General features: G+C 70.8%; 21 protein-coding genes and 1 pseudogene. 9 read left to right on the top strand and 13 right to left on the bottom strand.

Annotated features, from left to right (window positions below; translation table 11 throughout):
- Positions 1-325: 325 nt before the first annotated feature.
- Together IEY93_RS33775 and IEY93_RS33770 are read left to right on the top strand one after the other, a co-directional pair.
- Positions 326-874: an NUDIX domain-containing protein gene (locus IEY93_RS33775; RefSeq protein ID WP_229691699.1), complete on the top strand. Its 549-nt coding sequence runs from the start codon at positions 326-328 to the stop codon at positions 872-874.
- 1,412 nt (positions 875-2,286) lie between these two features.
- Positions 2,287-3,156 (top strand): class F sortase, encoded by an 870-nt coding sequence (locus tag IEY93_RS33770; protein WP_189167240.1) that lies wholly within the window; start codon positions 2,287-2,289, stop codon positions 3,154-3,156.
- Positions 3,157-3,261: 105 nt separating this feature from the next.
- Here IEY93_RS33770 and IEY93_RS33765 read toward each other — a convergent pair whose 3' ends face one another.
- The 4 genes from IEY93_RS33765 to IEY93_RS33750 all read right to left on the bottom strand — a co-directional run bounded on the left by IEY93_RS33765 (position 3,262) and on the right by IEY93_RS33750 (position 6,590).
- Entirely contained in the window at positions 3,262-4,374 is a 1,113-nt protein-coding gene (locus IEY93_RS33765; protein ID WP_189167239.1) for a Gfo/Idh/MocA family protein, read from the bottom strand.
- Positions 4,375-4,479: 105 nt separating this feature from the next.
- Entirely contained in the window at positions 4,480-5,421 is a 942-nt protein-coding gene (locus tag IEY93_RS33760) for an NADP-dependent oxidoreductase (protein ID WP_189167238.1), read from the bottom strand.
- A gap of 63 nt (positions 5,422-5,484) precedes the next feature.
- The gene (locus tag IEY93_RS33755; protein ID WP_189167237.1) at positions 5,485-5,928 is read right to left on the bottom strand and encodes a nuclear transport factor 2 family protein; all 444 of its coding nucleotides are present in this window, start codon (positions 5,926-5,928) and stop codon (positions 5,485-5,487) included.
- Between the two features lie 80 nt (positions 5,929-6,008).
- Complete coding sequence (locus IEY93_RS33750) at positions 6,009-6,590, bottom strand: TetR/AcrR family transcriptional regulator (protein WP_189167236.1); 582 nt, start codon at positions 6,588-6,590, stop codon at positions 6,009-6,011.
- A 205-nt stretch (positions 6,591-6,795) separates the two neighbouring features.
- Between IEY93_RS33750 and IEY93_RS33745 the strand changes: the two genes are divergently transcribed.
- A complete protein-coding gene (locus tag IEY93_RS33745) occupies positions 6,796-7,941 on the top strand; it encodes an acetyl-CoA C-acetyltransferase (RefSeq protein WP_189167235.1) in 1,146 nt (381 codons plus the stop codon).
- 265 nt (positions 7,942-8,206) lie between these two features.
- Complete coding sequence (locus IEY93_RS33740; RefSeq protein WP_189167234.1) at positions 8,207-9,355, top strand: hypothetical protein; 1,149 nt, start codon at positions 8,207-8,209, stop codon at positions 9,353-9,355.
- Here IEY93_RS33740 and IEY93_RS33735 read toward each other — a convergent pair.
- From IEY93_RS33735 to IEY93_RS33725, 3 genes are all read right to left on the bottom strand, one after another.
- Positions 9,328-9,804, bottom strand: a complete 477-nt coding sequence (locus tag IEY93_RS33735; RefSeq protein WP_189167259.1) for a helix-turn-helix domain-containing protein — start codon at positions 9,802-9,804, stop codon at positions 9,328-9,330. The two genes, IEY93_RS33740 and IEY93_RS33735, sit on opposite strands and share 28 nt — an antisense overlap.
- A 261-nt stretch (positions 9,805-10,065) precedes the next feature.
- Positions 10,066-11,106, bottom strand: coding sequence for a hypothetical protein (locus tag IEY93_RS33730; RefSeq protein ID WP_189167233.1), 1,041 nt, complete (start codon positions 11,104-11,106; stop codon positions 10,066-10,068).
- 22 nt (positions 11,107-11,128) lie between these two features.
- Positions 11,129-11,710 carry an RICIN domain-containing protein gene (locus IEY93_RS33725; RefSeq protein WP_189167232.1) on the bottom strand — a complete coding sequence of 194 codons (582 nt, stop codon included), beginning with the start codon at positions 11,708-11,710 and terminating at the stop codon, positions 11,129-11,131.
- Positions 11,711-11,951: 241 nt separating this feature from the next.
- On the opposite strand from IEY93_RS33725, the gene IEY93_RS33720 reads away from it, so the two are divergent.
- Positions 11,952-16,079 carry an SGNH/GDSL hydrolase family protein gene (locus IEY93_RS33720; protein ID WP_189167231.1) on the top strand — a complete coding sequence of 1,376 codons (4,128 nt, stop codon included), beginning with the start codon at positions 11,952-11,954 and terminating at the stop codon, positions 16,077-16,079.
- 188 nt (positions 16,080-16,267) lie between these two features.
- Here IEY93_RS33720 and IEY93_RS33715 read toward each other — a convergent pair whose 3' ends face one another.
- The 5 genes from IEY93_RS33715 to IEY93_RS33695 form a co-directional block, all read right to left on the bottom strand.
- Positions 16,268-16,609 (bottom strand): hypothetical protein, encoded by a 342-nt coding sequence (locus IEY93_RS33715; protein WP_189167230.1) that lies wholly within the window; start codon positions 16,607-16,609, stop codon positions 16,268-16,270.
- 329 nt (positions 16,610-16,938) lie between these two features.
- Positions 16,939-18,294, bottom strand: coding sequence for a sensor histidine kinase (locus IEY93_RS33710; protein WP_189167229.1), 1,356 nt, complete (start codon positions 18,292-18,294; stop codon positions 16,939-16,941).
- Positions 18,291-19,016, bottom strand: coding sequence for a response regulator transcription factor (locus IEY93_RS33705; protein ID WP_189167228.1), 726 nt, complete (start codon positions 19,014-19,016; stop codon positions 18,291-18,293). The genes IEY93_RS33710 and IEY93_RS33705 overlap by 4 nt, the downstream gene beginning before the upstream one ends.
- A 12-nt stretch (positions 19,017-19,028) precedes the next feature.
- On the bottom strand, positions 19,029-19,580 hold the full coding sequence (locus IEY93_RS33700) for a DUF5666 domain-containing protein (protein ID WP_189167227.1): 552 nt from the start codon (positions 19,578-19,580) through the stop codon (positions 19,029-19,031).
- 183 nt (positions 19,581-19,763) lie between these two features.
- The gene (locus tag IEY93_RS33695) at positions 19,764-20,480 is read right to left on the bottom strand and encodes a class I SAM-dependent methyltransferase (RefSeq protein ID WP_229691698.1); all 717 of its coding nucleotides are present in this window, start codon (positions 20,478-20,480) and stop codon (positions 19,764-19,766) included.
- Between the two features lie 303 nt (positions 20,481-20,783).
- Between IEY93_RS33695 and IEY93_RS33690 the strand changes: the two genes are divergently transcribed.
- On the top strand, positions 20,784-21,266 hold the full coding sequence (locus tag IEY93_RS33690) for an RNA polymerase sigma factor (RefSeq protein WP_229691697.1): 483 nt from the start codon (positions 20,784-20,786) through the stop codon (positions 21,264-21,266).
- Between the two features lie 133 nt (positions 21,267-21,399).
- Entirely contained in the window at positions 21,400-22,266 is an 867-nt protein-coding gene (locus IEY93_RS33685) for a hypothetical protein (protein WP_189167225.1), read from the top strand.
- A gap of 82 nt (positions 22,267-22,348) precedes the next feature.
- Here IEY93_RS33685 and IEY93_RS33680 read toward each other — a convergent pair whose 3' ends face one another.
- On the bottom strand, positions 22,349-22,897 hold the full coding sequence (locus IEY93_RS33680) for a hypothetical protein (RefSeq protein ID WP_189167224.1): 549 nt from the start codon (positions 22,895-22,897) through the stop codon (positions 22,349-22,351).
- Positions 22,898-23,243: 346 nt separating this feature from the next.
- Here IEY93_RS33680 and IEY93_RS33675 point away from each other — a divergent pair, with 346 nt between their 5' ends.
- Both IEY93_RS33675 and IEY93_RS33670 read left to right on the top strand, forming a co-directional pair.
- Entirely contained in the window at positions 23,244-24,965 is a 1,722-nt protein-coding gene (locus IEY93_RS33675; protein WP_239118096.1) for an RNA polymerase sigma factor, read from the top strand.
- Between the two features lie 29 nt (positions 24,966-24,994).
- Positions 24,995-25,855 (top strand): annotated as a pseudogene (locus tag IEY93_RS33670) (hypothetical protein); the annotation flags it as partial.

Genomic DNA, 25,855 nt, shown 5'->3' with positions numbered 1-25,855 from the left:
CCCAAGCTGTTCTTCACTCCTGGCGAGTGGGGGACCTTCCTCGGCGGCGTCAAGGACGGCCGGTTCGACCAGGTCTAATGCGGCTGCGGCGAGGTTTGCCGGTTGCCCGCCGCTGTGCGGCGCCGGCATTCGCCGTACCCCGTCCCGCCGACGCGGCGCCGATGAGACAGCCCATCGCAGGCGGGGAGACGCCACCCGGCGACGTGGGGTGGCGTGCGGGTGAGCGGGTGGGTGACGTACGTGTGGGTGGTAGGTGACGTGACCCATCGGGCGGCGGGAAGGGCAGCGTGACCAGGGTGTCGTGTGCGACTGCCAGGAAGTGTCCGTGGGGGAGAACTTTCCGCCCAGCGTGTTCCCGGTCGGCGTGAGCGGTACTCTCGCGGGCGTGGCGATCAGGAACTCCCACTGCTCCTTCTGTGGAGCGGCCTACGCGCCCGGCCTGCCTTGGCCGCGGAGCTGCCAGGAGTGCGGCAACACCAGCTATCTCAACCCGCTGCCGGTTGCCGTCATCCTGCTACCGGTGGACGACGGCCTTCTCGTGGTCCGCCGGGACGTCGAGCCGCATCGCGGCCTGCTTGCCCTCCCTGGCGGCTTCATCGACATCGGCGAGTCCTGGCAGCAGGCCGCCGTACGGGAGCTCGGCGAGGAGACGGGCGTCGTCGCCGACGCGGCCGGCGTGCGATTGTTCGACACCGTCAGCGCGCCCGACGGCACTGTGCTGATCTTCGGCCTCGGGCCGCGTACGACTGCGGACGCACTGCCGCCGGTCGTGCGCACCGCCGAGACCAGCGAATGGCTGGTGATCGACGGGCCTCAGGAGCTGGCCTTCCCGCTGCACACCCAGGTCGTCGCCCAATACTTCGCCTCCCGCTGACCGTCGCGAGTGTTGCCAGGACGTGCGCCGCGGCTTACGCACCGGTACACAGACTGACTGGCGGGCGGGGCCGGCGTTATGGAGCGTCCTCTTGAAGACTCCTCGGCAGTAGGGGGATCCGCCGCGACAGGCGTGTCGTCGGACGCAACGAGGATGCTGCCGAGATGCGGCGACGGATCGGCGGTGCTCGTCCGGCGATCAAGGGGGTCTTGCGTATGACGCAGTGTCACTTCAGCCACTCTGGTCACAGGCCAAATCTGATCCAATACGGATGGTGATAATTGCTGGTCTTGGTCATGAGTGGTCCGCCTGAAAGTTCCCTGAGAGGCATGTCCCTGACCTGCGGCGATGGATGAACGCTCGGATAAGACCCGTCAAACCGCACCACGGCGGCACGAACTCTCCGTAGGATCTGTACCTAACTGTGACCGCAGACTGGAATCCTGAGACGCCCTGGTACACCGGTCGCCGCCGCTGGAATGGAGAAGTACGTGCTGAAGTCGCACGCACGCCGCCGCATCGCCACCAAGGCAGCCATAGCCGGAACGATCGGTACTGGGGTCCTTCTGGGTGGTCCGCCGGCCATCGCTGCGCTTACCGCTGCAGATGTCACTTACAGCTGTGTCTCTACGGGGACTAACCCGGGAACCACGACTCATAAGTTCAATCTCGAACTAACGAAGCCCGTCGCTGCGACACAGGGTGCTTCGGTGGCCATCACCTGGAAGGTCTTGCAACCTTCAGGTGCTGGTGCTGTCCCGCTTCCTGCTTTGAGTGCGCTGCCCGCGACCGCCTCCAATAAGATCGTTTTGGAAGGTGAAGCGGTAGTTACGGGTACGCCCCTCGCCGTACCGAGCGATGTTGAGACAGCCCTTGGAACTGCTGCTCCTGCCACCGATGTTGCCTCCGCAGCCGCCTTGCCCTTGCCGACCATGGTCATGACGGTGGTACCTACGGCACCTGGGACTGCTGCGGTTAGGCCGGACCGACTGACGGTCAAGGTGGTTCCCACCACATTGCCGACTACTGCTGCCACCTGGTACACGTGCACTGTGGTGACCGCCAGCGAGGCGACGGCCGCTGCCATTACGTTCTCCGTATCGCCTTCCGCTTCAGATTCCTCGACCCCGACTCCCACCCCCACGCCGACCCCGACGCCGACTCCCACGCCGACGGCTACGCCTACTCCTCGGAATACGCATACGGTGTATGAGACGGTTACCTCGAATCCGACGCCTCGGCGGCAGGTGTCCAAGACGCCCGTTGCCGGCGCGGCTACCGGTGGTGGCGGAAGCATCGGGCCGGATGGGCGGATGTTCGTGCTGGCCGGGACGCTGATGGTGGTCGCCGCGGGCATGGGTGGTCTGGTCATGCGGCGGCGTCGTCCGCAGCGAGGCTGATCGGGGGGTCGGATGACGATGCCTCCGGAGTACCCCTACCAGGACGGTCAGGGCGTTCCGCAGCAGGGCCAGCCGTACGGGCAGCCGGTGTACTACCAGTACGGCGGCGCCCCCTACCCGGGGCCGGAGCCGCGTACGGACCGTGGGCAGGTCATGCGGGCCGTGCTGATCCTGGCGGCCGTCGCCGGAGTGGTGACGGTGGTGGTCGGTCTGCTCTTCATGATCAACAATCCGGAGGAGTACGACCTGGCGGACGGCCGGACGCCGCTGAAGCTCCAGGCGCAGCCGACGACCGGGGCGTTCGCGCCCTCGGTCGGGCCGGGCGGGCCCGGTCAGGCGCTGACCCAGGCCGACCCGACCGCGCCGCCGCCCGTCCCGCCGCTGCCGCCCGCGCCGCCGATGCAGCCGTCCACGCCGAAGCGGATCGTCATCAAGAAGCTCGGCATCAACGCGCCGTTCACGCCGGTCGGGCTGGACAAGAAGGGCGCGATCCAGACTCCGCCGGCCAACAATCCGAACGTGGCGGGCTGGTACCGGTTCGGCCCGACTCCCGGTCAGGCGGGTCCGGCCGTGGTGCTGGGGCACAAGGACACCTACACGCGCACGGCGGTCTTCGCCCGGCTGCACGAGCTGCAGTACGGCGACACGATCGAGATCGCCCGCATGGACGGCACGGTGGCGGTGTTCACCGTGGGCGGCATCGAGCAGGCGGCCAAGGAGACGTTCCCCACCAACCGCGTCTACGGCGAGGCGGACGCGGCGGAGCTGCGGCTGATCACCTGCGGTGGCCCGTACAACCGGGTGACCGGGCACTACATCGACAACGTCATCGTGTACGCGAAGATGACGAGCACCTACAAGGCCAAGGCCGCCAAGCGCTGACCCGGCCGGCGCCGCGGCGGCGGCTCGCCGCCGCCCACCGCGTGCACACCGCCGAAACTCGACCGGCCTCGGCGAGACCGCCTATTCCGGACGCGACAGCTCGCGCTATGGCCTGCCGGGAGACTGGACCGATCCGGTGCGGGATGCCCGCTCGATCGCGTCGACGAGCCGGTGCCGTTCCAGGGCGTGGTCGAAGCCGGGGACGGTGTCGGTGCCGTCCCGTAGGTCCTTCGCCAGGAAGGCGTAGGTCTGCGCCACGTTCTGCGGGAGGGCGGGCAGCGTGCGCGGGACCGGACCGTAGTAGTGGTCCGGAACGGTGATCTCGGCGACCGCCGTGTCGGCGCCTCGCCCGCCTTCCAGCCGCAGGTCGGCCACCTGCAGGTTTCCGTTGACTCCCGGTGCGGTCAGGATGAGGTCGCCGTCGGTGCCGTTGATCTCCCATCGCAGGTTGCCGCCGCGAGAGGAGGCGCCGCGGTAGAAGAAGGACACGGCCGCGCCGCTGTCCAGCGTCCCCATGACGGACAACTGGTCGGCCGTCGTCACCGGGATGGTGGTCCCCTCGTCCGCCACCAGGACCTCCTTGCGGCCCCTGACCATGGTGGCCGAGACGCCGGCGAAGTCGCCCAGCGTGTGGTTCACCGCCTCCAGGGCGTGCATCCCGGCCGCGGTCAGGAGGTTCGCTCCGCTGGCCGCGTCGAAGATGTAGGCGTGGGCGCGGTCGGTCACCGGCCCCCAGGCGACTCCCGACCCGATCAGCGTCGTGCCGAGCACCCGGCCGACGTAGCCGCCGGCGATCAGGTCGCGGACATGACGGACCACGGGGGAGAAGCGGGCCTGCAGCCCGATCACGGTGCGGACGCCGGCGGCCCGGGCGCGTTCGGCCAGATCGGCCGCCTCACGCAGATCGACGCCCAGCGGCCATTCGCTGTAGACCATCTTCCCGGCTTCCAGTGCCGCCGAGACCAGGGCGTGGTGGTGGGTCACCTTCACCGCGACCACCACCAGATCGACACCGGGGTCCGCGATCAGGTCCCTGTGGTCGTCGTACGCTGCCGGCACACCGAATTCCTTGGCCGCGAGCTCGGCGGACTCCCGCCGTGTGGTGCTGATCGCGCGCAGTTCGTACTGGTCGGACAGGGCCTTGAGCGCTGGGACGTGGCTGATCGCCGCCCATCCTTGCGCGCTGGCCCCGATGATGCCGACACCGATTTTCTTCATGTGCTTCCCCCGTGGTGGAGCCGGCCGCAGGCGCGGTCCGGATGTTGGGCTGTGGAGTGAAATGCAGAGGAATGTGCGGAAAGAAGGCGGACGCAAGCAGCGGCGTCAGAACTCGATGACCAACCGTCCGCGGACGCCGCCGGCTTCGAAAAGGCGGTGGGCGTCGGGTGCCTGCTCGGGCGGGAAGACGCCCGCGACCCGCAAGGTCACCGCACCGTCGTCCGCCATCTGCCGCAATCCATCGAGCTTGTCGTGGTAGCCGCCGTAGTCGGGGACGTACACGTTGTGGAAGGTGATGCCCCGCTCAGGTGTGCCGAGAGCTCCGGTGCCGCGCAGAGCGGCGACGCCTCCGCCGTCACGCACCGCCCCCAGCACGGAGGCACCGATGAGGGCGCCGTCCGCCAGTCCGTCCACGCCTTCGGGTACGGCCTGGCGGATGCGGGCCGCGACGTCGTCGCCCCGCGCGACGACGAGGTCCGCGCCCAGAGCCCGGACGAGCTCCTCATCGGCCGGTGAGGCGTCGGCGATGACGCGCAGTCCTTCCGCCTTCGCCATCTGGACGGTGTAGCCGCCGAACGTTCCCGCGGCACCGGTCACCGCGAGTGTCCCGCCGGGCGGCAGGTCGAGCAGGTCGAGCGTCATGCGGGCGGTGAGCCCGTTCATCGGAAGGGTCGCCGCCTCGACGTGGCCGGTGCCGGCCGGGGCTCTGGTCACCCATGACTCGGGCAGGACCACGTGCTCGGCATAGGCGCCACCGCGCGGCCCGATCGGTATGACCATGGCCATGACCCGGTCGCCGATGCGCAGGCCGGTGACGGTGCCTTCCCCGATCTGGTCGACCACTCCGGCGGCGTCCTGACCGGGGATGTACGGCGGTCGCACACCGGGGAGGGGGACGAGGCCCGCGCGTATGAGCGTGTCCGAAGGATTGACCGCCGCGGCGTGCACGCGAATGCGCACCTCCCCGGGGCCGGCGTGCGGTTCGGGAACGTCGACCACGCGCAGGACCTCTGGGCCGCCGAACGCGAATGCTCCTACCGCTTTCATGACTGCTCCCATGGCCGGACATCGGTGCCGTGCTCACGGCGTGCACCGTTCCGTGCGACCTGTTCACACATCGGGAATTCCTCCTTCGAATGGGTCGATCCGCAGACGGGTCAACCGGATGGTGTGGATGCGCCAGCGGCCGTCGACCTGCCGGTATGTCTCGTGGTAGTGCCCGTAGCCGTGCATTCCCCTCGGCGGGCCGCCGTCGTCGGGGAAGGCGATGTAGTCGTGCATGCTCCAGATGCCGACGGCCTCGCCGGGACCGGTGACCGCTATCTCGGGCATGGACCCGCTGTGCACGGTCACGGCGTCGCCGAGCCATGCACGGGTGAGGGAGATGAACTCGTCGAGTGTCCTGACGACTCCGCCGATGTCGATGCGCGCGTCGGCCGCGAACACCTCCCGGAAGTCGTCCCACTCCTTGGCGTCAAGGTGGCGGAAATACCGGGCCTTGAGCCGTTTGATCTCTTCGACGTCCCAGAGACGTTGAAGCCTGTCGTCCGTCAAGGTGGCTCCTCTGCCGTGCGGCCTGCGGGCCGCCGGCGCGAATTCTTGAATGATCGTTACATATTCGGGGCGTGAAAAACTCAGTCGAGACAGCCCAGGGCCACCTCCACGATGCGCATCAGTGATCCGCGATCGGAGTTGATCGCGCCCATGACCCGTACGCCATGGACGGTCGCCAGCAGGAACGCCGCCAGGTCTCTCGCCTCGCGGGCGCTGGTGACCTGCCCGCGCTCCTGCGCTTCGCGGATCGCCTCGGTCAGGGCGTCCTCCAGTGACGCGGTCGTCGCCCGTACGCGTTTGGCGACATCGGGGTCATGAGGCAGCCGCTCCGTCGTCGCGCTCACGATGAGGCAGGACAGTTGTTCGCCATCACGGACGATCTCGTCCACCACGCCGACGAGCATGGCGCGGATCAGGTCTCGTGCGGGTGCGCCACTGGCCAGAAGCTCGACCAGCGGGACCGCGTACTGCTCCCGGTAACGGTCCATGACCGCCAGGTACAGCCCTTCCTTGTTGCCGAAAGCCGCGTACAACGATCCTCGCCCGACGCCCGTGGCGTCGACCAGGTCCTGCACCGAGGTCGCTTCGTATCCCTTCCGGCGGAAGGCGGACATGGCCGCCGCCAGTGCGGCCTCGGTGTCGAACTCCCTGATGCGAGCCATGCGAGCACACTAGGCTTATCTGGAACGTTCAGTCAAGTAATGGTGGTGACGGTCACAGCACGCCATCATCCTTCCGGCTTCGCGATAGAGGCCGCCGGGTGGAGCGTGAGCAGGGGGTCTCCTCCGTGGAGGAACATTCTGTTATACGCTCGGAGTTACCGAACATTGCTCGGTTTTATGTACGGACGGAACCCAGGAGGGCACTGTGGCAGAGGCGTACATCGTCGGGGCGGTCCGTACCCCCGTCGGCAAGAAGAAGGGCGGCCTGTCCACCGTCCACCCCGTCGACCTGGCCGCCCACACCCTCAAGGCCCTGGTCGACCGCACGGGCGTGGACCCCTCGGCCGTCGAGGACGTCATCATGGGCTGCGTCATGCAGTTCGGCCCGCAGAGCATGGACATCGCGCGCAACGCGTGGCTGTCGGCCGGGCTGCCCGAGAACGTCGCGGGCGTGACCATCGACCGCCAGTGCGGCTCCTCGCAGCAGGCCGTCCACTTCGCCGCCCAGGGCGTGCTGTCCGGTACGCAGGACCTGGTCGTCGCGTCCGGCGTCGAGTCGATGAGCATCGTCCCCATGGGGTCGAGCATCACCGCCGCCCTGGAGAAGGGGATGCCCTTCCCGTTCGGTGACAAGTGGGTCGAGCGGTACGGCAAGCAGGAGATCTCGCAGTTCCGCGGGGCCGAGCTGATGTGCGAGAAGTGGGGCCTCTCGCGCGACGACCTGGAGCAGTACGCCTACGAGAGCCACCAGCGCGCCGCCAAGGCCATCGCCAACGGCCACTTCCGGGACCAGATCGCCCCGATCAACGGGGTCGAGGACGACGAGGGCCCGCGTCCGGACACCACGCTGGAGAAGATGGCCCAGCTCAAGACGCTGCGCGACGGCGGGCGGATCACCGCCGCCACCTCCTCGCAGATCTCCGACGGCGCCGGCGCCCTGCTGATCGCCTCCGAGCAGGCGGTCCGCGACCACGGGCTCACCCCCCGTGCGCGGATCACCACCCTGGCCCTCACCGGCGACGACCCGGTGTACATGCTCACCGCGCCGATCCCGGCCACCCGGGTGGCGCTGCGCAAGGCCGGCCTGTCGATCGACGACATCGACGTCATCGAGATCAACGAGGCGTTCGCCCCGGTGCCGCTGGCCTGGCTCAAGGAGATCGGCGCCGACCCGGCGCGGACCAACCCGAACGGCGGCGCCATCGCGCTCGGCCACCCGCTCGGCGGCACCGGCGCGATCCTGATGACCAAGCTGCTGCACGAGCTGGAGCGCACCGGCGGGCGGTACGGCCTGCAGACGATGTGCGAGGGCGGCGGCCAGGCGAACGTCACCATCATCGAACGGCTCTGACCGAGAAAGCGCCCAGCGGTGTCCCGCCCCAGGGAAGGCGGGGGCGGGACACCGCTGTGTTCTGGGGTTCCGGGAAGGGGAGTCTTGGCGGCCTTACCGGCTCGCCTGTGCGTGCCGGGAAATAAGATGGACGAGTGGCGGCTATATCGCCACATGGCCCAATTGTCGTGATTCCTCCAGCTGGGGTCGTCCTGCCGGGCGGTGGGTGTCCGGCGGTCGGTCCCAGGCGCGCGCCGGTCGTTCCATCGAGTTCGGGGAGTGGTACGTGCAGACGGGCATCGGCGCGCCGCCTCCGGACCCGGGCGACGCGAAGACGATCGTCCGGTTCGTCGAACGCATGCGGGAGCTGAAGGCGTGGTCGGGCCTGTCGTACCGCCAGCTTGAGCGCAACGCCGGCGGTCACGGCGAGCACCTGTCGTACAGCACCCTCGCCGGAGCGCTGTCCCGCAACCAGTTGCCCCGGGACGAGCTGCTGCGCGCCTTCGTCCTGGCCTGCGGCTGCGACGCGAAGACCGCCGCCGAGTGGGTCGCCGCCCGGCAGACCCTCGCGATGCGGGTCCTGTCACCGGAACCTGACGAGCCGGGGCCGGTGGAGCCGGGGCCCGATGGCCCGGCACCGGACGAGGCGGAGGCGGGGGACCCGGAGGCGGGCCACCCCCGGCCGGTCGGGCCGGAGCCCGGCGGGACATCGCCCGGCGGGCCGGTACCGGCCGGGCACCGGCCCGCGCCGGGAGACGGCGTCCCCCTCGCGGGTTCGCGGTGGGAACGGCTAACACGGCGTCCCCGGCCGAAGCGGATGCGTCCGGCCCGGGTCGTGCCGGTGACCGCTCTGCTCCTGTCGTGCGGGGTCGTGGCCGCCACCCTCGCCGCCGACCGGTGGCCCCTCGGGGGTTCGTCCGGCTCACGCGATCCCGGTCCGGCGTCCCCGCGCCCGACCGCGACCGGAGGGCCGGCCGTGGCGCGGACGCCGTCCGTCGCGTCCGGGGAGTACCGCATCCGGCTCGCCCATTCAGGCCTCTGCCTGTCGGAACGGGCGGACTCCAAGGGCAGGATCCTGCAGATGCCCTGCGCGCGGGCGTATCCGCCGATGACGCTCCGCGCGGAGGCGGACGGCACCCACCGCATCACCACGGTCCACCCCAGCGAGGGCCCCGGCTGCATGGGCATCCGGTACGCGGAGACGACGCCGGGCCCGTTTGTGTACGACGACTTCTGCCAGAGCACGAACAAGGGCGGCGAGCGTTTCCGCGTCGAACGCGTCACCACCCCCGTACGCGGGTTCCGGATCCGCCCGGCGCACAACACGCTCTGCTTCGGCGTCCCCGAGGGCTCGCGCAAGGAGGGCGCCGTCGTCTGGCAGATGGCCTGCGACGCCCGGTCGTCCGCTCAGATCTTCCTGCTCGAACCCCGCTGAGGGTCGCCCTTCGGTCCCGCCCGCGGCTGGGGTTCCAGGTCCACGCGCCCGAGAGGACGATCGCCGTCCGGCGGCCACCTGAGGGGCGACGGGCGGAGGCGGTCCCGCGGGCCTTCCGCCACCCAGATCCGCTCGCCGCGGCGGGTGACGAACCGCGGCTCGGCGGGCACCGGCAGGATCCCCCGGTACACGGCCGCCATGCCGCCCTGGAAGCGCGTCCGGGCGCCGAGGGCCTCCAGCAGGGCGGCCACGCGGCGGCTGAACGTGCGTCCCGACATGTGCAGGTGACGGCACGCGGCCGCGTCCGGCGTCCCCTTGGCCAGCTCCTCCAGCACCGGCAGAAGGTACGCCGGCAGGCACCACCGCCCACCGGTGCCCGGCGCCCACTCCGCGAGCGCGTGCTCTGTGCTGCACGATCGGCTGGTCTCCGCGCTCATCTCTTTCCCCATGACCGGCTCCGGCTCTGTGTCTGGAGAGGGGAGGCCGCTTCGGCGCTCCCGATCTCCGTGCTCGGTGACGTCCTCGGGTGCGCCGCGACCCGGTCTGAGGATCGGCCGGCGCACGGCTCATGATCTGGCCGGAGGACCACGGCGGGGCAAGAGGGCGGGCTGTTCGGCTTTGTTCCGAACAGTGTCGTAGCAGGTGGGAGGGGGTGCCTCTCGCACGGGCCCGCCGGGCGCGGGCGCGCGTTCCGCGCCCGCGCCCGTCGGTCACCCGCCCGCGACGGCGCGCTTGGCGTTGGCGAGCCAGGTGTCGAAGATCTTGCCGGACTCGATGAGCGGCTGCCGCAGCTCCTCGACCGTCCTCTTCTGGTACGCGACCACCAGGGCCTCGAAGGTGCCCAGCAGGTTCACCCGCTGCCGGCAGGTGGCGTCGGCCGCGGCCACCTTCCGCTCCTCGGCCCCGGGGGGGACGACCGACTCACGCCGGTTCCACTTGGGATCGTTGTCGGCGTCGAACGGGGTGCCGTACCGCAGCCCGCTCTCCGCCATGCACGCGCTCCACTTGGCGAACGCCTGCTTCATCCTGCTGTCGCGCAACGCCGCGAACTTGGCGTCGGTCGCGAGCACCCGGGAGTCGGCCGGCAGCTCGACGATGTCGCCCGCGGCGGCGAGGCCCCGCACCTTCTTGTCCCCCTCGTTGAGGCACCCGCCCGGCGGCACGGCCTTCCCGTTGTCCAGGCGCGCCTCCGCTCCCATGAGCGCGGCGTGCGCGTCGGCGGTCGGCTTCTCGGCCGCCGCTCCCCCCTGGGGAGCCGGTCGCGCCAGCAGGCCCCGGTAACCGGTGGCGGCGGCCTCGGCGGGATCCACGTACTCCAGGGGATCGGCTTCCTTGAAGAAGGACGTCGAGGTGGCGAAGCCGCCGTTCGTCCAGCCGGTGAACCCGAGCGAGCGCATGCATCCCACGGTCGCCAGGTCGCGGCCCTTGGCCAGCAGCTCCAGCGCGCTGACCGGAGGGGTGTACGGGTCGAGCGGCCGGGGTGTGCGTTGGCGGCTCCGTATCTCGGAGACGGCGCCGAGGGGCGGCTCCACGACGGGGGTGACCTCCGGCGTGGAGGGGGGAGGTGCCGAGGCCGGCCCCGCCGAAGGGCCGCCGGCGCTGGCCGTCGGTACGGGCGCGGACCCCGCGGGCCCGCTGGAGGAGGCCGCGACCGCCGTGATCGCGCCGCTCAGGAGGACGACGGAGGCCCCCGTGGTCAATGTCAGGGCGGCGACCCTCCGGGGGCCGCGGCCACTGCCGCGTTCTGTCATGCGATCACCCTTTCCCCAGGTCTCAGCCATTGACGAAGACGTCCCAGTTGCAGTAGTCGGAAATGATCTGGGTGCCCTCGGTGAGTTTGCACCCCTTGTCGTACGCGGGAATGCCGGAGTGATAGAGGTAGACCTCGAACACGCTGGGCGAGTCGTGGCTCTGGGAAACCACGTCGTGGTATAGGTCGCCGTCACATCCCTTGCGGTTGATGAGCTGCCAGCGGCCCTGGACGAAGACCGTCCGGAAATCGCTGTTGTTGTACGAGGAACTCGTCTGGTAAAGACCCCGCCAGCACTGCTGGGCGGCGTATATCTTCCGGCCGCTGTTCATATTCGTGTAGTGGTTGTAGCCGGAGTTCGAAGGTGATTCCCACCACTGCTGGTTCGGTCCGCCGTTCCAGGCCCACGTTCCGATGTTCGCGCCCTCGGAGGTCTGGGAGAACCAGACCTCCAGAAACCTCTGAGTGGCTCTGTTCTTCCAGTAGGTGACCCCGTCTGCCGAGGCAGTGGTCGCGGGGAGCGCTGCGAACAGGGCGCCCGTGATGGCCAGAAGCACCGCGGCCTTCCTGCCGGAGCCCGCCATCCGCCTTGCGGTGGATCTCAAGTCGTTCCTTTCCCTACCCGTCGGTCGTCTCGCCTTTTATGGCACGCGGGCGTGAAGTGACGCCTTTGGCGTACCGGGGATGTGCCGAGAATATCCGCCGACCCCGGGAGCGAGAAGATCACCACCGGCCGGAATCGCGAGGATGGCGGGAACTCGCCACAATTCTTGATCGTCACCGAAATCGTGTGTTAGCTCTTGCGAGGATCGCGCGCCCGCCGGTCTCCCCCCATTTGGAGTGCGCATGCCGTTTCGAAGAACCCGAAAGTTGCTGACGGCCGGCACGGTCGCGGTCGTCTCCCTGGTCACCATGACCGTCGGCGACGCCGGCGCGGCGGCGTCGCCGACCGGGCCCGGCCGTCCGGAGACACGGGTCGTCTCCCCCTCCCCCGCCTCGCCGCCGGGCCCGGGCGACCCCGCCGGACGGTCGTCCGTCGAGCCCTCCCAGCGCGACCGGCTGCTGTCCAAGGACTGGCGGGCCTCAAAGGACACGGCCGTCGCGGCGGCCGGGGACGCCACCGGCTTCCACGTGCTCGCCGCCGAGGAGGGCGAGGGCTACCAGTGGCGCACGGTCGCGACGCTCAGCGAGCCGGGCATGGACACCGACCAGTGGATCGGCAACGTGTGCCTGACCGGCTCGGGCCGGAGCGTTGTCGCGGTGTACGCGCCGCGCCACTTCACCAACCGCCCCTGGCTGTTCAGCCGCGGCGCGTTCGCCGCCGTCATCGACCTCGCGTCCGGCGCGGTGACCAAGCTCCGCGACCAGGTGTCGCTGGCGTACTACAACCCCGGGTGCGGCGCGGGCGACAGCGCCGCGCTGACCCAGGGGACCATCGACGGGCGCCATTCGAGCGGCCTGCTCCTGGTCGACACGGCGGCGAAGCGGGTCACGTGGAAGGCCAAGGTCGCCGGCCAGGTCACCTCCGCCGTGCCCGCCGCGGGCGGCATGGCGGCCGCCGCCGGGAACCGGCTGGTCGCGGTGTCGTCGGCGGGAAGGCTCACCTCGCTGGCCGAGACCTCCTCGGTGCCGTTCGACCTGCGCCCCCTCGCGGACGGCAGCGTGGTCTTCGCCGAACACGCGGACGACCGGGTGCGGGTGCGCCACCACGCCAAGGGCTCGACCAGGGAACTCGCGTCAGGACGCCTCGGAGACCTGTCGGTCCGCTCCGGCGCGAAGGGTCGCGTGTTCCTCACCGGCGGCGTCCAGAGCCGGCAGGCCCTCCCGGAGGGGGTGTCCGTGCGGGCCGCCCCGCCGGGGGCGCAGGTCTCCTCGCACGGCGGCCTGCTCGTCACGTCCGCCGCGCGCCGGAGCCTGCGCGAGGGGCGGCGGGGCGACCCGACCGACACCGGGATCTCCGGCTCCTCCCGCGGCGCCCCGGGCACCGAGGCCGTCGAGGTGACCGCGGAGATCGCGGCGACCCGGACACCGGTCGCGTTCCAGGTGGAGCCGGACGCCCGGGTGGCCCCCGAGGCGGCGTCCGGCCACGAGGCCAACCCCCGGCTGGCCGAGCTGCCGGCCACCGCCGCGCCGGCCACCGGCATCGGCACCGTCGACGAGGGCTACACCTGCTCGGTCCCGCGCAACGACCCGCTGACCCAGGTCTACCAGCCGCACTGGCGGCAGGTGGAGTGGGCGGTGGACCAGCTCGTCTTCAAGAACCGGCTGGCCGTCACCCGGCCCTACGGCTGGAAGGGCGCCAACATCCCGGCCTGGAACCCCCAGACGCTGTTCCCGGTCCCCGACCTGCTGGGCGGCGGGCGGATCCCCACGTCCGTCGTGCTCGGCATCCTGGCGCAGGAGTCGAACCTCTGGCAGGCCCAGCGCGACGTGGCCGAGGGAGAGACCGGCAACCCGCTGGTGGGCAACTACTACGGGCTCGAACTCTACGACGACACGCCCGCCAACGACTGGGAGGTCGACTTCACCGACGCCGACTGCGGCTACGGCGTCTCCCAGCAGACCGACCACATGCGAAGGCACGGCTTCCCGAAGAACGGCGAGACGCTGTACGACCCGGCGGTGCAGCGCGCCGTCGCCATGGACTACGTGACCAACATCGCCGTCGGGATCAAGACCCTGGCGGAGAAGTGGAACCAGATCCACGCCGACACCGCCGGCCAGATGAAGGCCAACAACGGTGACCCGGCGCGCATCGAGAGCTGGTACTTCGCGGTGTGGGCCTACAACTCCGGCTGGCACGCCAAGGCGGACGCCGGCGGGACGTTCCAGAACACGCCCAACAACGGCGCCTGGGGCGTCGGCTGGGCCAACAACCCCTCCAACCCCGACTACCAGGTGGGCCGGCACCCGTTCCTGGAGAACAACTCCTACGCCGACGCCGCGCACCCGCAGCACTGGGCGTACCAGGAGAAGGTGCTGGGATGGGCGGCCTGGCCCATCTCCAAGGTCTACTACGACGCCACGCAGCGGAAGTGGCTCTCCCAGGCCGGCTACAACGCCGCCTGGTGGAACGACCCCGCCCACCGCTCCACGATCGTGCCGGCGTTCGCCGTGGGGACGACCTACGCCGTGGACGTGAACGCGTTCTGCGTACCGGCGTCGGCCGGGGGGACCGACCACAACAACTGCCGGCCCGGTGCCCTTCCACCGAGTCCCGCGACGGCGGGCCGGTGCCAGGAACCCAACTCCAAGTGCTGGTGGCACGTCGCCAAGACGTGGAAGACGTGCCCGGCGTACTGCGGGAACGAAGGGACCATCCGCTACTCGGAGGACAAGTACGCCTACACCGAGCGCGAGGAACCGCAGGACTCCTGGACGCCGTGCCTCACCCCGGGCCTGCCGGCCAAGACCGGGGGGACCACCGACGTGTTCATCGTCGACGACGTCCCGTCCTCGGTTCCGGCGATCCGCGGGGGGTGTGACAACAGAGGGTGGACCAACTCCGGCACGCTGAGCTTCCAGTTCGGCAAGGACTCCGCCGGCCGGGTGCCGGCCAGGGCCGACTTCCAGCAGCTCGGCAACGGGTTCGGCGGGCACGAGTGGTACGCCTACCCGCGCAGGTCGAGCAAGAACGGCACCGTCATGCAGGTGACGGGTACCTGGGCGCTGAACGCGAGCCATCCGATCAACGGATGGGCGCGGGTGCTGGTCCACGTCCCCAAACGGCGGGCCGAGACCCAGCAGGCGCCGTACACCGTCGACCTCGGCAACGGGGTCACCCAGACGCGCTTCCTGCCGCAACGCCGCGAGGAGAACTCCTGGCAGAACCTCGGCGTCTTCGAGTTCGCCGGGAATCCCAAGGTCAGCCTGACCACGATGAACGCGGAGGGCGACGGTACCGCCCCGGTGGCCTGGGACGCGGTGGCGTTTCAGGTGCTGCAGGCCAAGCCCGAACACTTCGTGGTCGCGATGGGCGACTCCTACACCTCCGGCGAGGGGGCGCCGGAGTACTTCAAGGAGACCGACTTCGACTACGGCACCCTGAAGTGGAACGCCTGCCGCCGAAGCCGCAACGCCTGGATCAGGAAGACCGTCCTGCCCGGCGAGACCAAGACGATCGGCGAGCTGGCCGACGCCTTCTCCCCGCAACTCGACTTCGCCTTCGTGGCGTGCTCGGGCGCCACGACGACCTCCATGACCGAGTCGGTGCCGTCCTTCTGGTCCGCCCCCTACTCGGACGCCTACCCCGTGGACGCGGAGGGCAGGTTCAGGGAGGCCGCCCAGGTCAGCGCGGGATACCTGACCAAGAACACGACCCTGGTCGCCCTGTCGGCCGGAGGGAACGACGCGGGATTCCCCTATGTGATGCAGCAGTGCGCCATATGGGACTGCAACACCCCGGACTTCGAGAACGACGGGAGAACGTGGATCACCAACGCCGTCGACCCGCCGGTGGCGACCATCTCCAGCGTCAGGGGCCTTCTCCGCAACATCGACTTCTACGCGGGGAACTCCGGCAGGACCAAGAAGGCGAGGATCGTGCTCATGGGCTACCCGGAGCTGATGACGCCCGGCCAGACCTGCAGACAGCTCGGTTGGCAGTTCGACAACGGGGAGGCGTCCCTCCTCAGCAGGCTGGCCCACCACGCCGCGGACACCGAGAGGGCCACCGTCGCGGATCTGGCGCGGGGCGGGATGACCGTGTCCTTCGCGGACGTCATGCCGTCCTTCGCCGGAAAGGGCGTCTGCAGCAAGGGCGGGGGGACCCCCGACATGGAGGCCGATTACATCCACGGAGTGCTGGGCGCGTCGACCGGCGGCGGGGACTTCCCGGCCGGCCTCGCCTGCCTCCCGGAGCGTCTCCGGTGCGCGAGCAGGTCGAGCATGCACCCCAACGGCCGCGGGACCGGCCTGTACGCCTCCGTGTTGCAGCAGCACCTGCAGACGATCGGCTACACGGGCATCCCGTGAGCCGGGACCGCGCCCGGGCCGCGAGGGGCCTGGGCGCGGTCATCAACGATGGCCTGCGCGCGGTCGTCCAGGCCCGCCGTGTCCTGCCGGAGCCGCCCGTCCTCATCCTGTCGCAGTACGTCGAGCAGCTTGACGCCAGGAGCCGCTCATCTCGTGCGGGAGCGGGAGCGGGCCGCCGCCTGGCGGCGTCAGCGGCCCTTCGGCTGTCGCCGGGGCGGCGTGACGCGCCGTACGGGCGCCGGCGGCACCGGAATCCGGCGCGGAGCCGGCGGCAGCCGCCGCTCGGGTTGCGCCGAGCCCGGCTGGAGGTCCTGCCGGATCACCGGCTGGAAGATGCCCGGCCGCGGGACCGGCAGCCCAGCGGTGCCCGCGAGCTCCGCGAGCTCCGGTGACGTACCGGTCTCATCGGCCGGGTCCACCGGCGTGAGCGCCTGGGCGAGCGGCGAAGACGCGGTGTCGTTCGCCTGGTGGGAGTTCTGGTCGGTCGTGGCGGTCTTGCCGCCGTTCTTGTGGCCGTGACGGGCACGCATACGCGGGTCTCCTTACAGATGACGACGCGGCAGGGGAGTCATGCCGGTCGGAGCCTCAGCCACCGCGTCTGGACGGACGGGATCAGAGAGCTGAGTCGTGCACGGATCGGCCGGCGCGAGGCGGGGCCGATCGGCGCCATCAGTAAGAGAAAATGCGCATGGCCATGACGGTACGGGGCCGCCGTTGGCCGGCACAACCGATTTTTCGTGACCTGCGTGGCGCAGGTGGGGGTGGATGCAAGATCGAACGCGCGGTATGGCGCGCGAAGGATCTTGCAGCCGACGTGAGCCGACGCGGCGCCGATAGCGGGTGATCGTCGGTCGGGGCGTCAGGGGGAGAGGCCGGAGAGGTCGGGGAGTTCGACGCGGACCAGGGTGCCCTGGCCGGGGAGGGAACGCAGGGTGGCCTGGCCGCCGTGGGCGATGGCGATGGCCTGCACGATCGCCAGGCCGAGGCCGCTGCCGTCGCTGCCCGAGGAGTGGTGGAACCGGTCGAAGGCGCGGGCCGCGGTCTCCGGGGACATGCCGGGCCCGTCGTCGCAGACCTCCAGCAGCGCCGGGGGCGCGAGCCGCACCGTGGCCGTCGTACCCGGCGGGGTGTGCGCGCGGACGTTGGCGAGCAGGTTGACCAGCACCTGCCGGATCCTGGCCTCGTCCACCACCGCGACCATCTTGTCCGGCGCGACCACCGTGACCGGGTGGTCGGGGTCGAGCGCGGTGAAATCGTCGGCCACGTCCATCGCGACCGAGGTGAGGTCCACCGGCGCGACGGTCAGCGGCGCGCCCTTGTCCAGCCGGGCCAGCTCCAGCAGCTCGGAGACCAGGCGGGTCATCCGCTCCGCCTCGTCCTCGATGCGGCGCATGACCTGCGGGACCTCCTCGTCCGGGATGGCCCCCTGGCGGTAGAGCTCGGCGTACCCGTGGATGCTGGTCAGCGGGTTGCGCAGCTCGTGGGAGGCGTCGGCGGCGAACCGGCGTACCCGTTCCTCCGAGGCCCAGCGGGCGGCGAAGGCGTCCTGGATGCGGGTCAGCATGAAGTTGATCGTCGCGCCGAGCCGGCCGGCCTCCGACTTGCCCTCCGGCATGCGCGCCGACAGGTCGCCGCCCTCCGCGACGAGTTGCGCGGTCCGCGCCATGCGGGACAGCGGGGCGAGGCCCTTGCCGATCAGCGTCCGGCCCGCCAGGGCCAGCAGCGCGATCAGCAGGACGCCGGTGACCAGCTCGGTGATCACCAGGCGGGTGACGGCGTCGGTGACCTCGTCCAGCGGCACGGCGACGACCACGATGCGGTTGCCGATCGTCATCCGCGCCGCCGCCGCGCGCAGGCGGTCGCTCAGCGCGAACGGCCGCCCGCTGTCGGCGAGTCGCTGCAGGCGGACCACGTCCATCCGTTCCAGCGTCTCGGGGACGTGCAGCGCCTCCGGGTCGTCCCCCGACAGCAGCCGGCCGCGCTTGTTGTCCAGGTTGAGCAGGGCGACCACGTACGTGGGGCTGACGTTCACCAGCGCGATGCCGGACGCCCGGACCAGCCGGGTGGCCGAGGCCTGGGCCGCGGTGGCCAGCGTCGCGTCCGTCCGGTCGATCATGTGGCCGCGCAGCACCAGGACGCTGACCACCGACAGCGCCGCCAGGCCCACCGCGGTGACCGAGAGCAGCCCGGCCAGCAGACGGCCCCTGAGCGTCATGGCAGGTCGGTCGAGGGGCGGAGCGCGTAGCCGACACCGCGCTGGGTGTGGATCAGCGGTGGGCCGAGCGGGTCGAGCTTGCGGCGCAGGTACGACACGTAGGTCTCCACGACCTGCGACTGCGTGCCGAACCCCCACACGTGCTCCAGCAGCTGCGCCTTGGTGAGCACCTGGCCGGGGTGGCGCATCAGGAAGGCGAGCAGCCGGAACTCGGTGGGGGACAGGTCGACCGGGGTGCCGCCCCGGCGCACCTCCCAGCGGGACTCGTCCAGTTCCAGGTCGGCCACGGTCAGCACCGCCTGGTCGCCGCCGAGGACGCCGCCGTCGGAGGACTCGCGCCGCGCGCCCCGCCTGAGCACCGCTCGGGCGCGGGCCACCAGCGCCTCCACCGAGAACGGCTTGGTGACGTAGTCGTCGCCGCCGAGGGTGAGGCCGTGGACGGTGTCCGCCGGCGCGTCGCGCGCCGTCAGGAAGATGACCGGTACGTCGTCCCCATCGGCGCGCAGCCGCCGGCACAGCTCGAAGCCGTCCAGGTCGGGCAGCATGACGTCCAGGACCAGCAGGTCGGGCGTCCCCGAGCGGGCGAGCTCCAGCGCCTCGTACCCGCGCGCCGCGCTGACCACCTCGAATCCGTGGAAGCGCAGCGCCGTGCCGACCAGGTCACGGATGTTGCGCTCGTCGTCCACGACGAGCACCCGGGGCTTGTTCGTCTGCTCGCTCATCCGTCGTCCGGTTCAATCCTTGGTTCGCCGGGGCGCCACCACTCCCTGCGCTGTGCGGGTGCCGCCGCCGGGCTGTCCCAGGACGAAGACGTGGTCCCCCGACGCCAGCGCGGAAGAAGTGGACTTTGCGCCATTCTTCCGGACTTTAGTGTCTCCGGTTACCGTCCACGTCCAGCTCGTGCCGTCGGCGCTGCGGACGCTGATCGAACCGGCGGACACCGCGGTGACGTCGCCGCGCTGCCAGGTGTAGGTGGCGTACCCGCCGCCGCGGGTGCGGACGGTGGCCTCGCCGTGCACACCGGCCAGGCCCCGGCGCAGCGCGAGCCGCGCACGCGGCCGGTCGTCCTGGGCGCGGACGCCGCTTCGGGCACCGGGGCCGTTCGAGCCGGTCGGGCCGGTCTGGTCGCCGACGAGGGCGACCGCCTCGGCCGCGGCGGTGTCCGCCGCGGGCCACTCCTGCGCGACGCTCCCGGACTGTCCCGCGAGGGCGGCGCCGCCGAGCCCTCCGATCGCCACGGCTCCGGCCAGCGCCGCCACGATCACTGCTTTGGATGTGTTCCTCATGTTCCCAGCAGACCGGGCGCGGCTAGGAGAAGCCCGAGACAATCCTGGGACAACCCGGAGAACCCCGGCACGGCCATGGGTACCCGGCCTGCCGTCTGAGTGAGCAGGACCGGTCGCTGCAAGATCATTGGCGCGCTATACCGCGCGTACGATCTTGCAGCCGCCCGCAGGGGCTTCGGGACTCTACTTCTGCGGGACGCGGGCCACGCAGAAGACGGTCTGGCCGAACGGCGGGCGGATGAAGCGCTCGATGAAGCGGGTCGTCGGCACGACCGTACGGTCGTAGATCTTGACCAGCCGGGGGTCGGGGTAGCCGACGCCGCCCCGGCGAACCGCGGCCCACCAGGCGATGCCGCCCAGGAAGTTGATCGGCTTGAGCACCTCGGCCGTCAGCCCGGCCCCGGCGACCGTCTTGGCGAGGGTCTTCGGCGTGTAGCGGGTGACGTGGCCGACCTTGCGGTCGAAGTCCCCATAAAGCTGCATGTAGCCGGGCACCCAGATGATGATGCGCCCGCCCGGCTTGGTGACCTTCGCCAGGGACCGCAGCGCCTCGACGTCCTCCTCGATGTGCTCCAGGACGTTCATCAGCACGACGGTGTCCACCGGGTTCGCGAGCGGGATCTCGGTGGGCAGGCCGAACTGCAGCACCTGGATGTCGTCGCGGCCGTCGAACCGCTTCTCGAGCTGCTCGACGCAGTAAGGGTCGAAGTCGCTGACCACGAGCCGGTCGAGGCGGGGGAGGAACTGCTCGGCGAAATGGCCGAGGCCCGAGCCGATCTCCAGCATGGAACGGCCGACGTGCGGGGCGACCATGTCGAACTCGTACTGCCGGTAGTTCTTCGCCTCGTCGCCACCGAGGTGGTTCTCCAAGGCCTCGTCACCGGCCGCAGGTTGCACCACGCGGTCATACCCAGACATGCGTCCCCGCCCAGTTTCGCTCACTCAAAAACCGCGACCCGGAAGGGTCACGGCCACGGATGAGCAACGAGTCTAGCCGCCCTGATCCGCGCGGGTCCCAACTTCCCGCCCAACGCGGGCGGAAACGCCCGACGCGAACCTTGCGATCTCTTTGCGGGAAGACATGCGAGGAAACTACCTTTTGTCGCTCAAGGATCTTCCTGTTAAGGATCTTTCTAGGAGCCCGCGACGGACGACGACGAGGCGATCACCCGGTCCCTTGCGGGTGATGTCGCCGCCTACGAGGTGCTCGTCGCGCGCTACAGCGCGGTCGCGCATCGTACGGCCGCGTTGCTCGGCGCCGGTCAGGACGCCGAGGACGTCGTCCAGGAGGCGTTCGTCAAGGCGTTCCGGCACCTGGCGACCTTCCGGCGGGAGGCCGCGTTCCGGCCGTGGCTGCTGCGTATCGTGGCCAACGAGACGCACACGATGACGCGCTCGCGCGGTCGCCGGGCCGAGTTGCTGCTCAGGGCCGGCGCCGAGCCCGATCCGCGCGTCCCCGACGACCCGGAGGGCGAGGCCATCGCGACCGACCGCCGGGCCAGGCTGCTCGCGGCGGTACGGGAACTGCCGGAGACGGAACGCCAGGCGGTGGTCTGCCGGTACTTCTTACAGCTGTCGGAGGCGGAGACGGCGGAGGTGCTGGGCTGGCCGCTCGGGTCGGTGAAGTCGCGTACCTTCCGAGGGCTGGCACGGTTGCGGAAGGAGGTGGACGGTGACCTCTCCTGATCCCGCGGACCGACCGAAACGTACAAATTCCGCGAATGACGCAAATGGCGCAAATGATGCGAGTAACCCTGATAACCCGGTAAATCCCGCCGACGACCTTGCGTTCGACCTGGCGCCGGACGCCCTGGAAGCCATGGAGGCGCTGGGAGCGGAGCTCCGGGACCTCGGCGAGGTCCTCGCCGTGCCCGCGCCGCCGCCCGCCGCCGACGTCGCCCGCGCCGTACGCGCCCGCCTGGAACGGCTGGAACCTCCGGAACGCCCCGAGGAGGCGCCCGGCGCTGCCCGGCAGGGAGAGTGGTCCGAGGCGCGGGAAGACACGGGCGGACGGGCGCCGGGTACGCGACCGGTCCGCAGGGCCGCCCGGCGTGCGCCTTCGCACGGTGACGCGGGACGTGCGCCGGGACGGCCCGCAGGGTCGCGGCGGTGGCGGCGCTGGCTGGCGGCCGGGGTCGCGGTGGTCGTGGCCGCGTTGTTCGGGCTGACCCCGCAGGGGCAGGCCGCCGTCGCCCGGGTGCTCCGGCTGGCCGGCGTCGAGGTGCATATCGGCGAGCCCGGGCCGCTGCCCTCGGGCGTGCCGAGCCCGCTGCCGGGGGAGCGGCGCGTGTCGCTGCGCGAAGCCCGCGAAATGGTGAAATTTCAGGTCAGAGTGCCTGCTGCGCTGGGCGATCCCGCCGACGTCCGGGTGAGCGACGGCGGCCGCGTGCTGTCGATGTTCTGGCCGGGCGTGCGCCTGGACGCCTACGACGGCGTGCTGGACGTCGTCTGGCGCAAGGACCTCACCACGAAGTTCCCCGAGCAGGTCACCGTCGGCGGCGCCCCCGGCTGGTGGATCTCCGGGCCGCACGGGCTCACGTACCTGCCCGCCGACAGGGTGGGCGAAGAGCAACTGCGGCGCGGCGCGGCGTCCACGCTGATCTGGCAGCTCGGCCGCACCGGCTACCGCCTGGAGGGGCCCGCCGCCGTCGGCGAGGCCCTCCGCATCGCCGGATCGCTGCGCTGAGACCGGGCCGCGACGGCACCTCGCCGCGGCCCCATCTCGCAAATTGTGGGAGCGGGCGGGTCGCGGCGTCGTGGAAGGGCGGTCAGGAGCCCGGTGGGGGCGGTGGCAGGGTGGGGCCGGTCTCGGGGAACCCGGAGGACGGCGGGCGGGTCGGAGCGGTCGTCCTGGAGGAGGGAGGCGGCGGGGGAGCGGTCGGGCCCGACTGGGTGGGAGGCGTCCGGCGCGGCTTGACGCTCTGGGTCGGCCGTGCCGACCTGCTGCCGGACGGCCGCGCGGACGGCCGGGCCGAGGTCGCCGCCGGAGGCGGCGGGACATCGGTGCGGGAGGGACGCGGCCTCGGCGTGGCGGTGCCGCGCTTACGGCCCGGGGTGCGCTGGGCGACCGGCGGAGGCGGAGGCGACTCGACCACGGCGGGCGGGCCGGGCGGCGACGCCGAAGGGCTCGCCGCGAGGCCCGAGGTCTGGACCGCCGCCGGAAGGCCGCCCCCGCCGCCTGAGGACTCCGGCCAGGCGAACCAGATGCCGGCGCCGGCCGCGACGAGGAGCGTCAGCCCGATCACCACCGGCCCGCGCCGGTCGCCGCCGAGCAGCCGTCGCAGCGGCCCGTCGTCGTCCAGGTCGATGGGCTCCATCGGGGTCTCCCACGTGCGCCACCGGTCCGCACGCGGAGCGCTTCCGGTCGAATTTTTCGCATACGGCGGACGACGTCGTGGTGAAGAAGGGTCGGCCAAGTTGTCTCGCTCGATGCTCGTCTCCGGGGGCGGGATCCTCGTTCGGGGGCCCGATGCACATCGCGGCGGTCGTCACTCCGTGCGCATTCAGGGTGTGGGTAAAGACCGCAACGCAGTCAACAGAGTATAGAAGTTTGTTATGTTGCGAAAGTGATATGAGCAGCTAGGGCCACCTCCCGTATATTTCTGACTGCTTTGCCGGTACCAGATTTTCATATGCACCTAAGTCAGGAGAGCGATCCTCGTGATGAGGAGGGATGACCCCGCTGCGCTGGAGCGGCTCTGCCGCGAGTATGGAGATCATCTCTACGATTACTGCCAGTCACTGCTCGACGACGAGGACGCCCTGTCCGCGACGATCGGCGCGCTGTACGGAGCGGTCGCGCACACCGACCGGCTGTACGACGCGACACGGCTGCGCGCGTGGCTGTACTCCCTGGCCAGGGCCGAGGCCCAGGCCAGGCTCGCCGGGGTGGCGCACAAGGGCTCCTACGCGCGGCAGGGCCGTGGCGGGTCGCCCGAGCTGGGCGTGGAGGTGCTGGCGTGCCTGGAGCCGCGTGAGCGGGAGATCCTCGACCTGACCCTGCGGCACGGCCTGAAGTCCGACGAGGTGGCCCGCGTTCTGGACATCTCGGTGGACGCGGTGGAGTCGGTGGCCCGCGCCGGGCGCCGCAACGCCGAGCGGTGGCTGGCCGCCGTGATGGACGCCCGCGGCGCCGAGCCGCGCTGCTCGGTGCTCCCGGGACTGGTCAAGTCGTGGGTCGAGTCGCCGACGCGGCTGTTGCGCGCGCACATCACCCGGCACATCCACTCCTGCAAGCAGTGTCAGACGGCCAAGTCCGGGGTCACGATCACCGCGCTGATGACGCGCATGCCGATCCTGGCCAGTCCCGCTCCCTCCGAGCGGCTGTTCGCCGAACCGGACGCGTCGTTCACCGCGGCCGAGACCCGCACCGAGAGCTGGCACCCCGACGGCTTCCCCGTGCAGCCCGACGCACTGGAGAACCCTCCCGCGCCCGAGGCGCCGCTGAGCGTGGAAGAAGGCTTCACGCCCGAGCGTGCCGAAGGCGAGGCCAAAGCGCCGCCGGAGTTCTGGGAGCCCGACCCCGAGGCCGACGACCCCGAGGGCCGCATCCGCTGGGGCCGGGTCGGCCTGGTGACGCTGGTGTCGGTGGCCGCGGCCGGGATGATCTGGTCCCTGCTGTTCGCTCCTCCACCGGCCGGTGACCGGCCGGTGGACGTGGAGGCCGCCGGCGGCACGCTCGTCGTGACGCAGGGCGAGTCCTTACCCCCGATGGTGGACTCACCGCCTCCCCCGCCGCCGGCCGGCACGACCGTCCCGAGCGGCCCCACCCCGGGCGTGAGCGCGCCCGTCGCCACCCGCGCCGGCGCCGGCCTTCCCAGCGCCTCGGTGCCCGTGGTGCCCCCGCCGACCAGTTCCCGCCCCTCGCCCTCGGCCACGCCGAAGGGCAGGAAGAAGACCAGCTCCCCGCCGCCGGACGACGGGCCGAGCTCACCCCCGCCGCCGCCCAAGACCTCCTCCGCGCCGCGGCCGACCAGCAGCACCAAGTCCAGCCCCAAGGCGACCACCTCACAGCAGCCGCAGGCCAAGCAGAGCAGCGCGCCCCCGCCGCCGCCTCCGCCGCCCCCGCCGAAGTTCACCGCCCTGCGGAGCTACGTCGACGTGGGTTACGAGCGGCGCGGCACGATCCAGGTGCGGGCGGACAACGGGTCGATCAACTGGCAGGCGGGCGGCTCCTCCGTCCAGACCGTGCCCGGCAGCGGGAGCATCCAGCAAGGGGAGACGGAGACCATCACCTTCATCATGAACGTGAGCGAAGGCAGCACGTCCGATTGCGACCGGTCGCTCCAGCTTGCGCTGCCGATCTCGTGGTCGGGCGTCTACAAGGGCACGCAGGGCTCGGGAAGCCTGAGTGTGACCGTCGCCTATAAGAAGCAGTGCCCGTAGCCCCTCATAAGACCGAGGAGAGAGCACGTATGCCCAGACTTCGGAAACGCGAATGGATCATCGCGCTCGTCGCGGTGCTCCTGACGCTGACGATAGGCATCCCGACCGGCATGGCCCTCGCCGACCCGGCCCCCGCCGCCACCGACCAGGTCGACAACGAGTGCGACGACATCCTCGGCAGCGGCACCCCCGAGTTCATGTACTGCAAGTGGATGGCCAAGACGCCGAAGGACGCACTGGACGTCGTGCGCTTCTGGGCGCGTAACGACGGCGAGAAGCTCAAGGAGGGCGTCCCCTACCCCGGCCCGGTGCTGTTCTGCACGGACTCCTCCAACAAGGGCCCCGGCATGCAGGACTGTGCCGACAAGGACCAGGTGCTGTGCAAGTACGACCACAGCGCGGGCAAGTACGTCTGCAAGGACGTCGACGGCAACATCACCAAGCCGCCGGCCAAGGCGTGCCAGGGCGGCGAGTTCGACTGCTCGGGCGGCGGCGGTTCTTCTGGAACGTCGAGCACCACCTCGGGTGAGACGACCGCGTCCCCCGGTCCGAACGACACCACCCAGAACCAGCAGACCCAGGCGGACCCGAACGTCCAGACGCTGGAGGATCCGAACGCGCCGCCCGCCGATACCCCGCCCCAGGACGAGCCGCGGACGCAGAGTGACACCAATGGCGAGGACGCGCCGAAGGTGGAGACCTCCACCGCGCCTCAGCAGGACGAGGTGACCCCGCCGTCCGACGACCCGCAGCAGCCGGACACCACCCAGCCGCAGCCCGACCCCTCCACCGCGCCCAAGCAGCAGCAGACCACGCCGAAGGCGAACCAGCAGACGCTCACCGCGCCGAACGACGCCACCGGCAAGGCCGCCGCCGCCGCGATCAAGCTC

Source organism: Sphaerisporangium melleum, from assembly GCF_014646695.1.
GTDB lineage: Bacteria > Actinomycetota > Actinomycetes > Streptosporangiales > Streptosporangiaceae > Sphaerisporangium > Sphaerisporangium melleum.
Note: the sequence above shows the minus strand (reverse complement) of the source record. Positions and strands in the feature narration are given on the sequence as shown.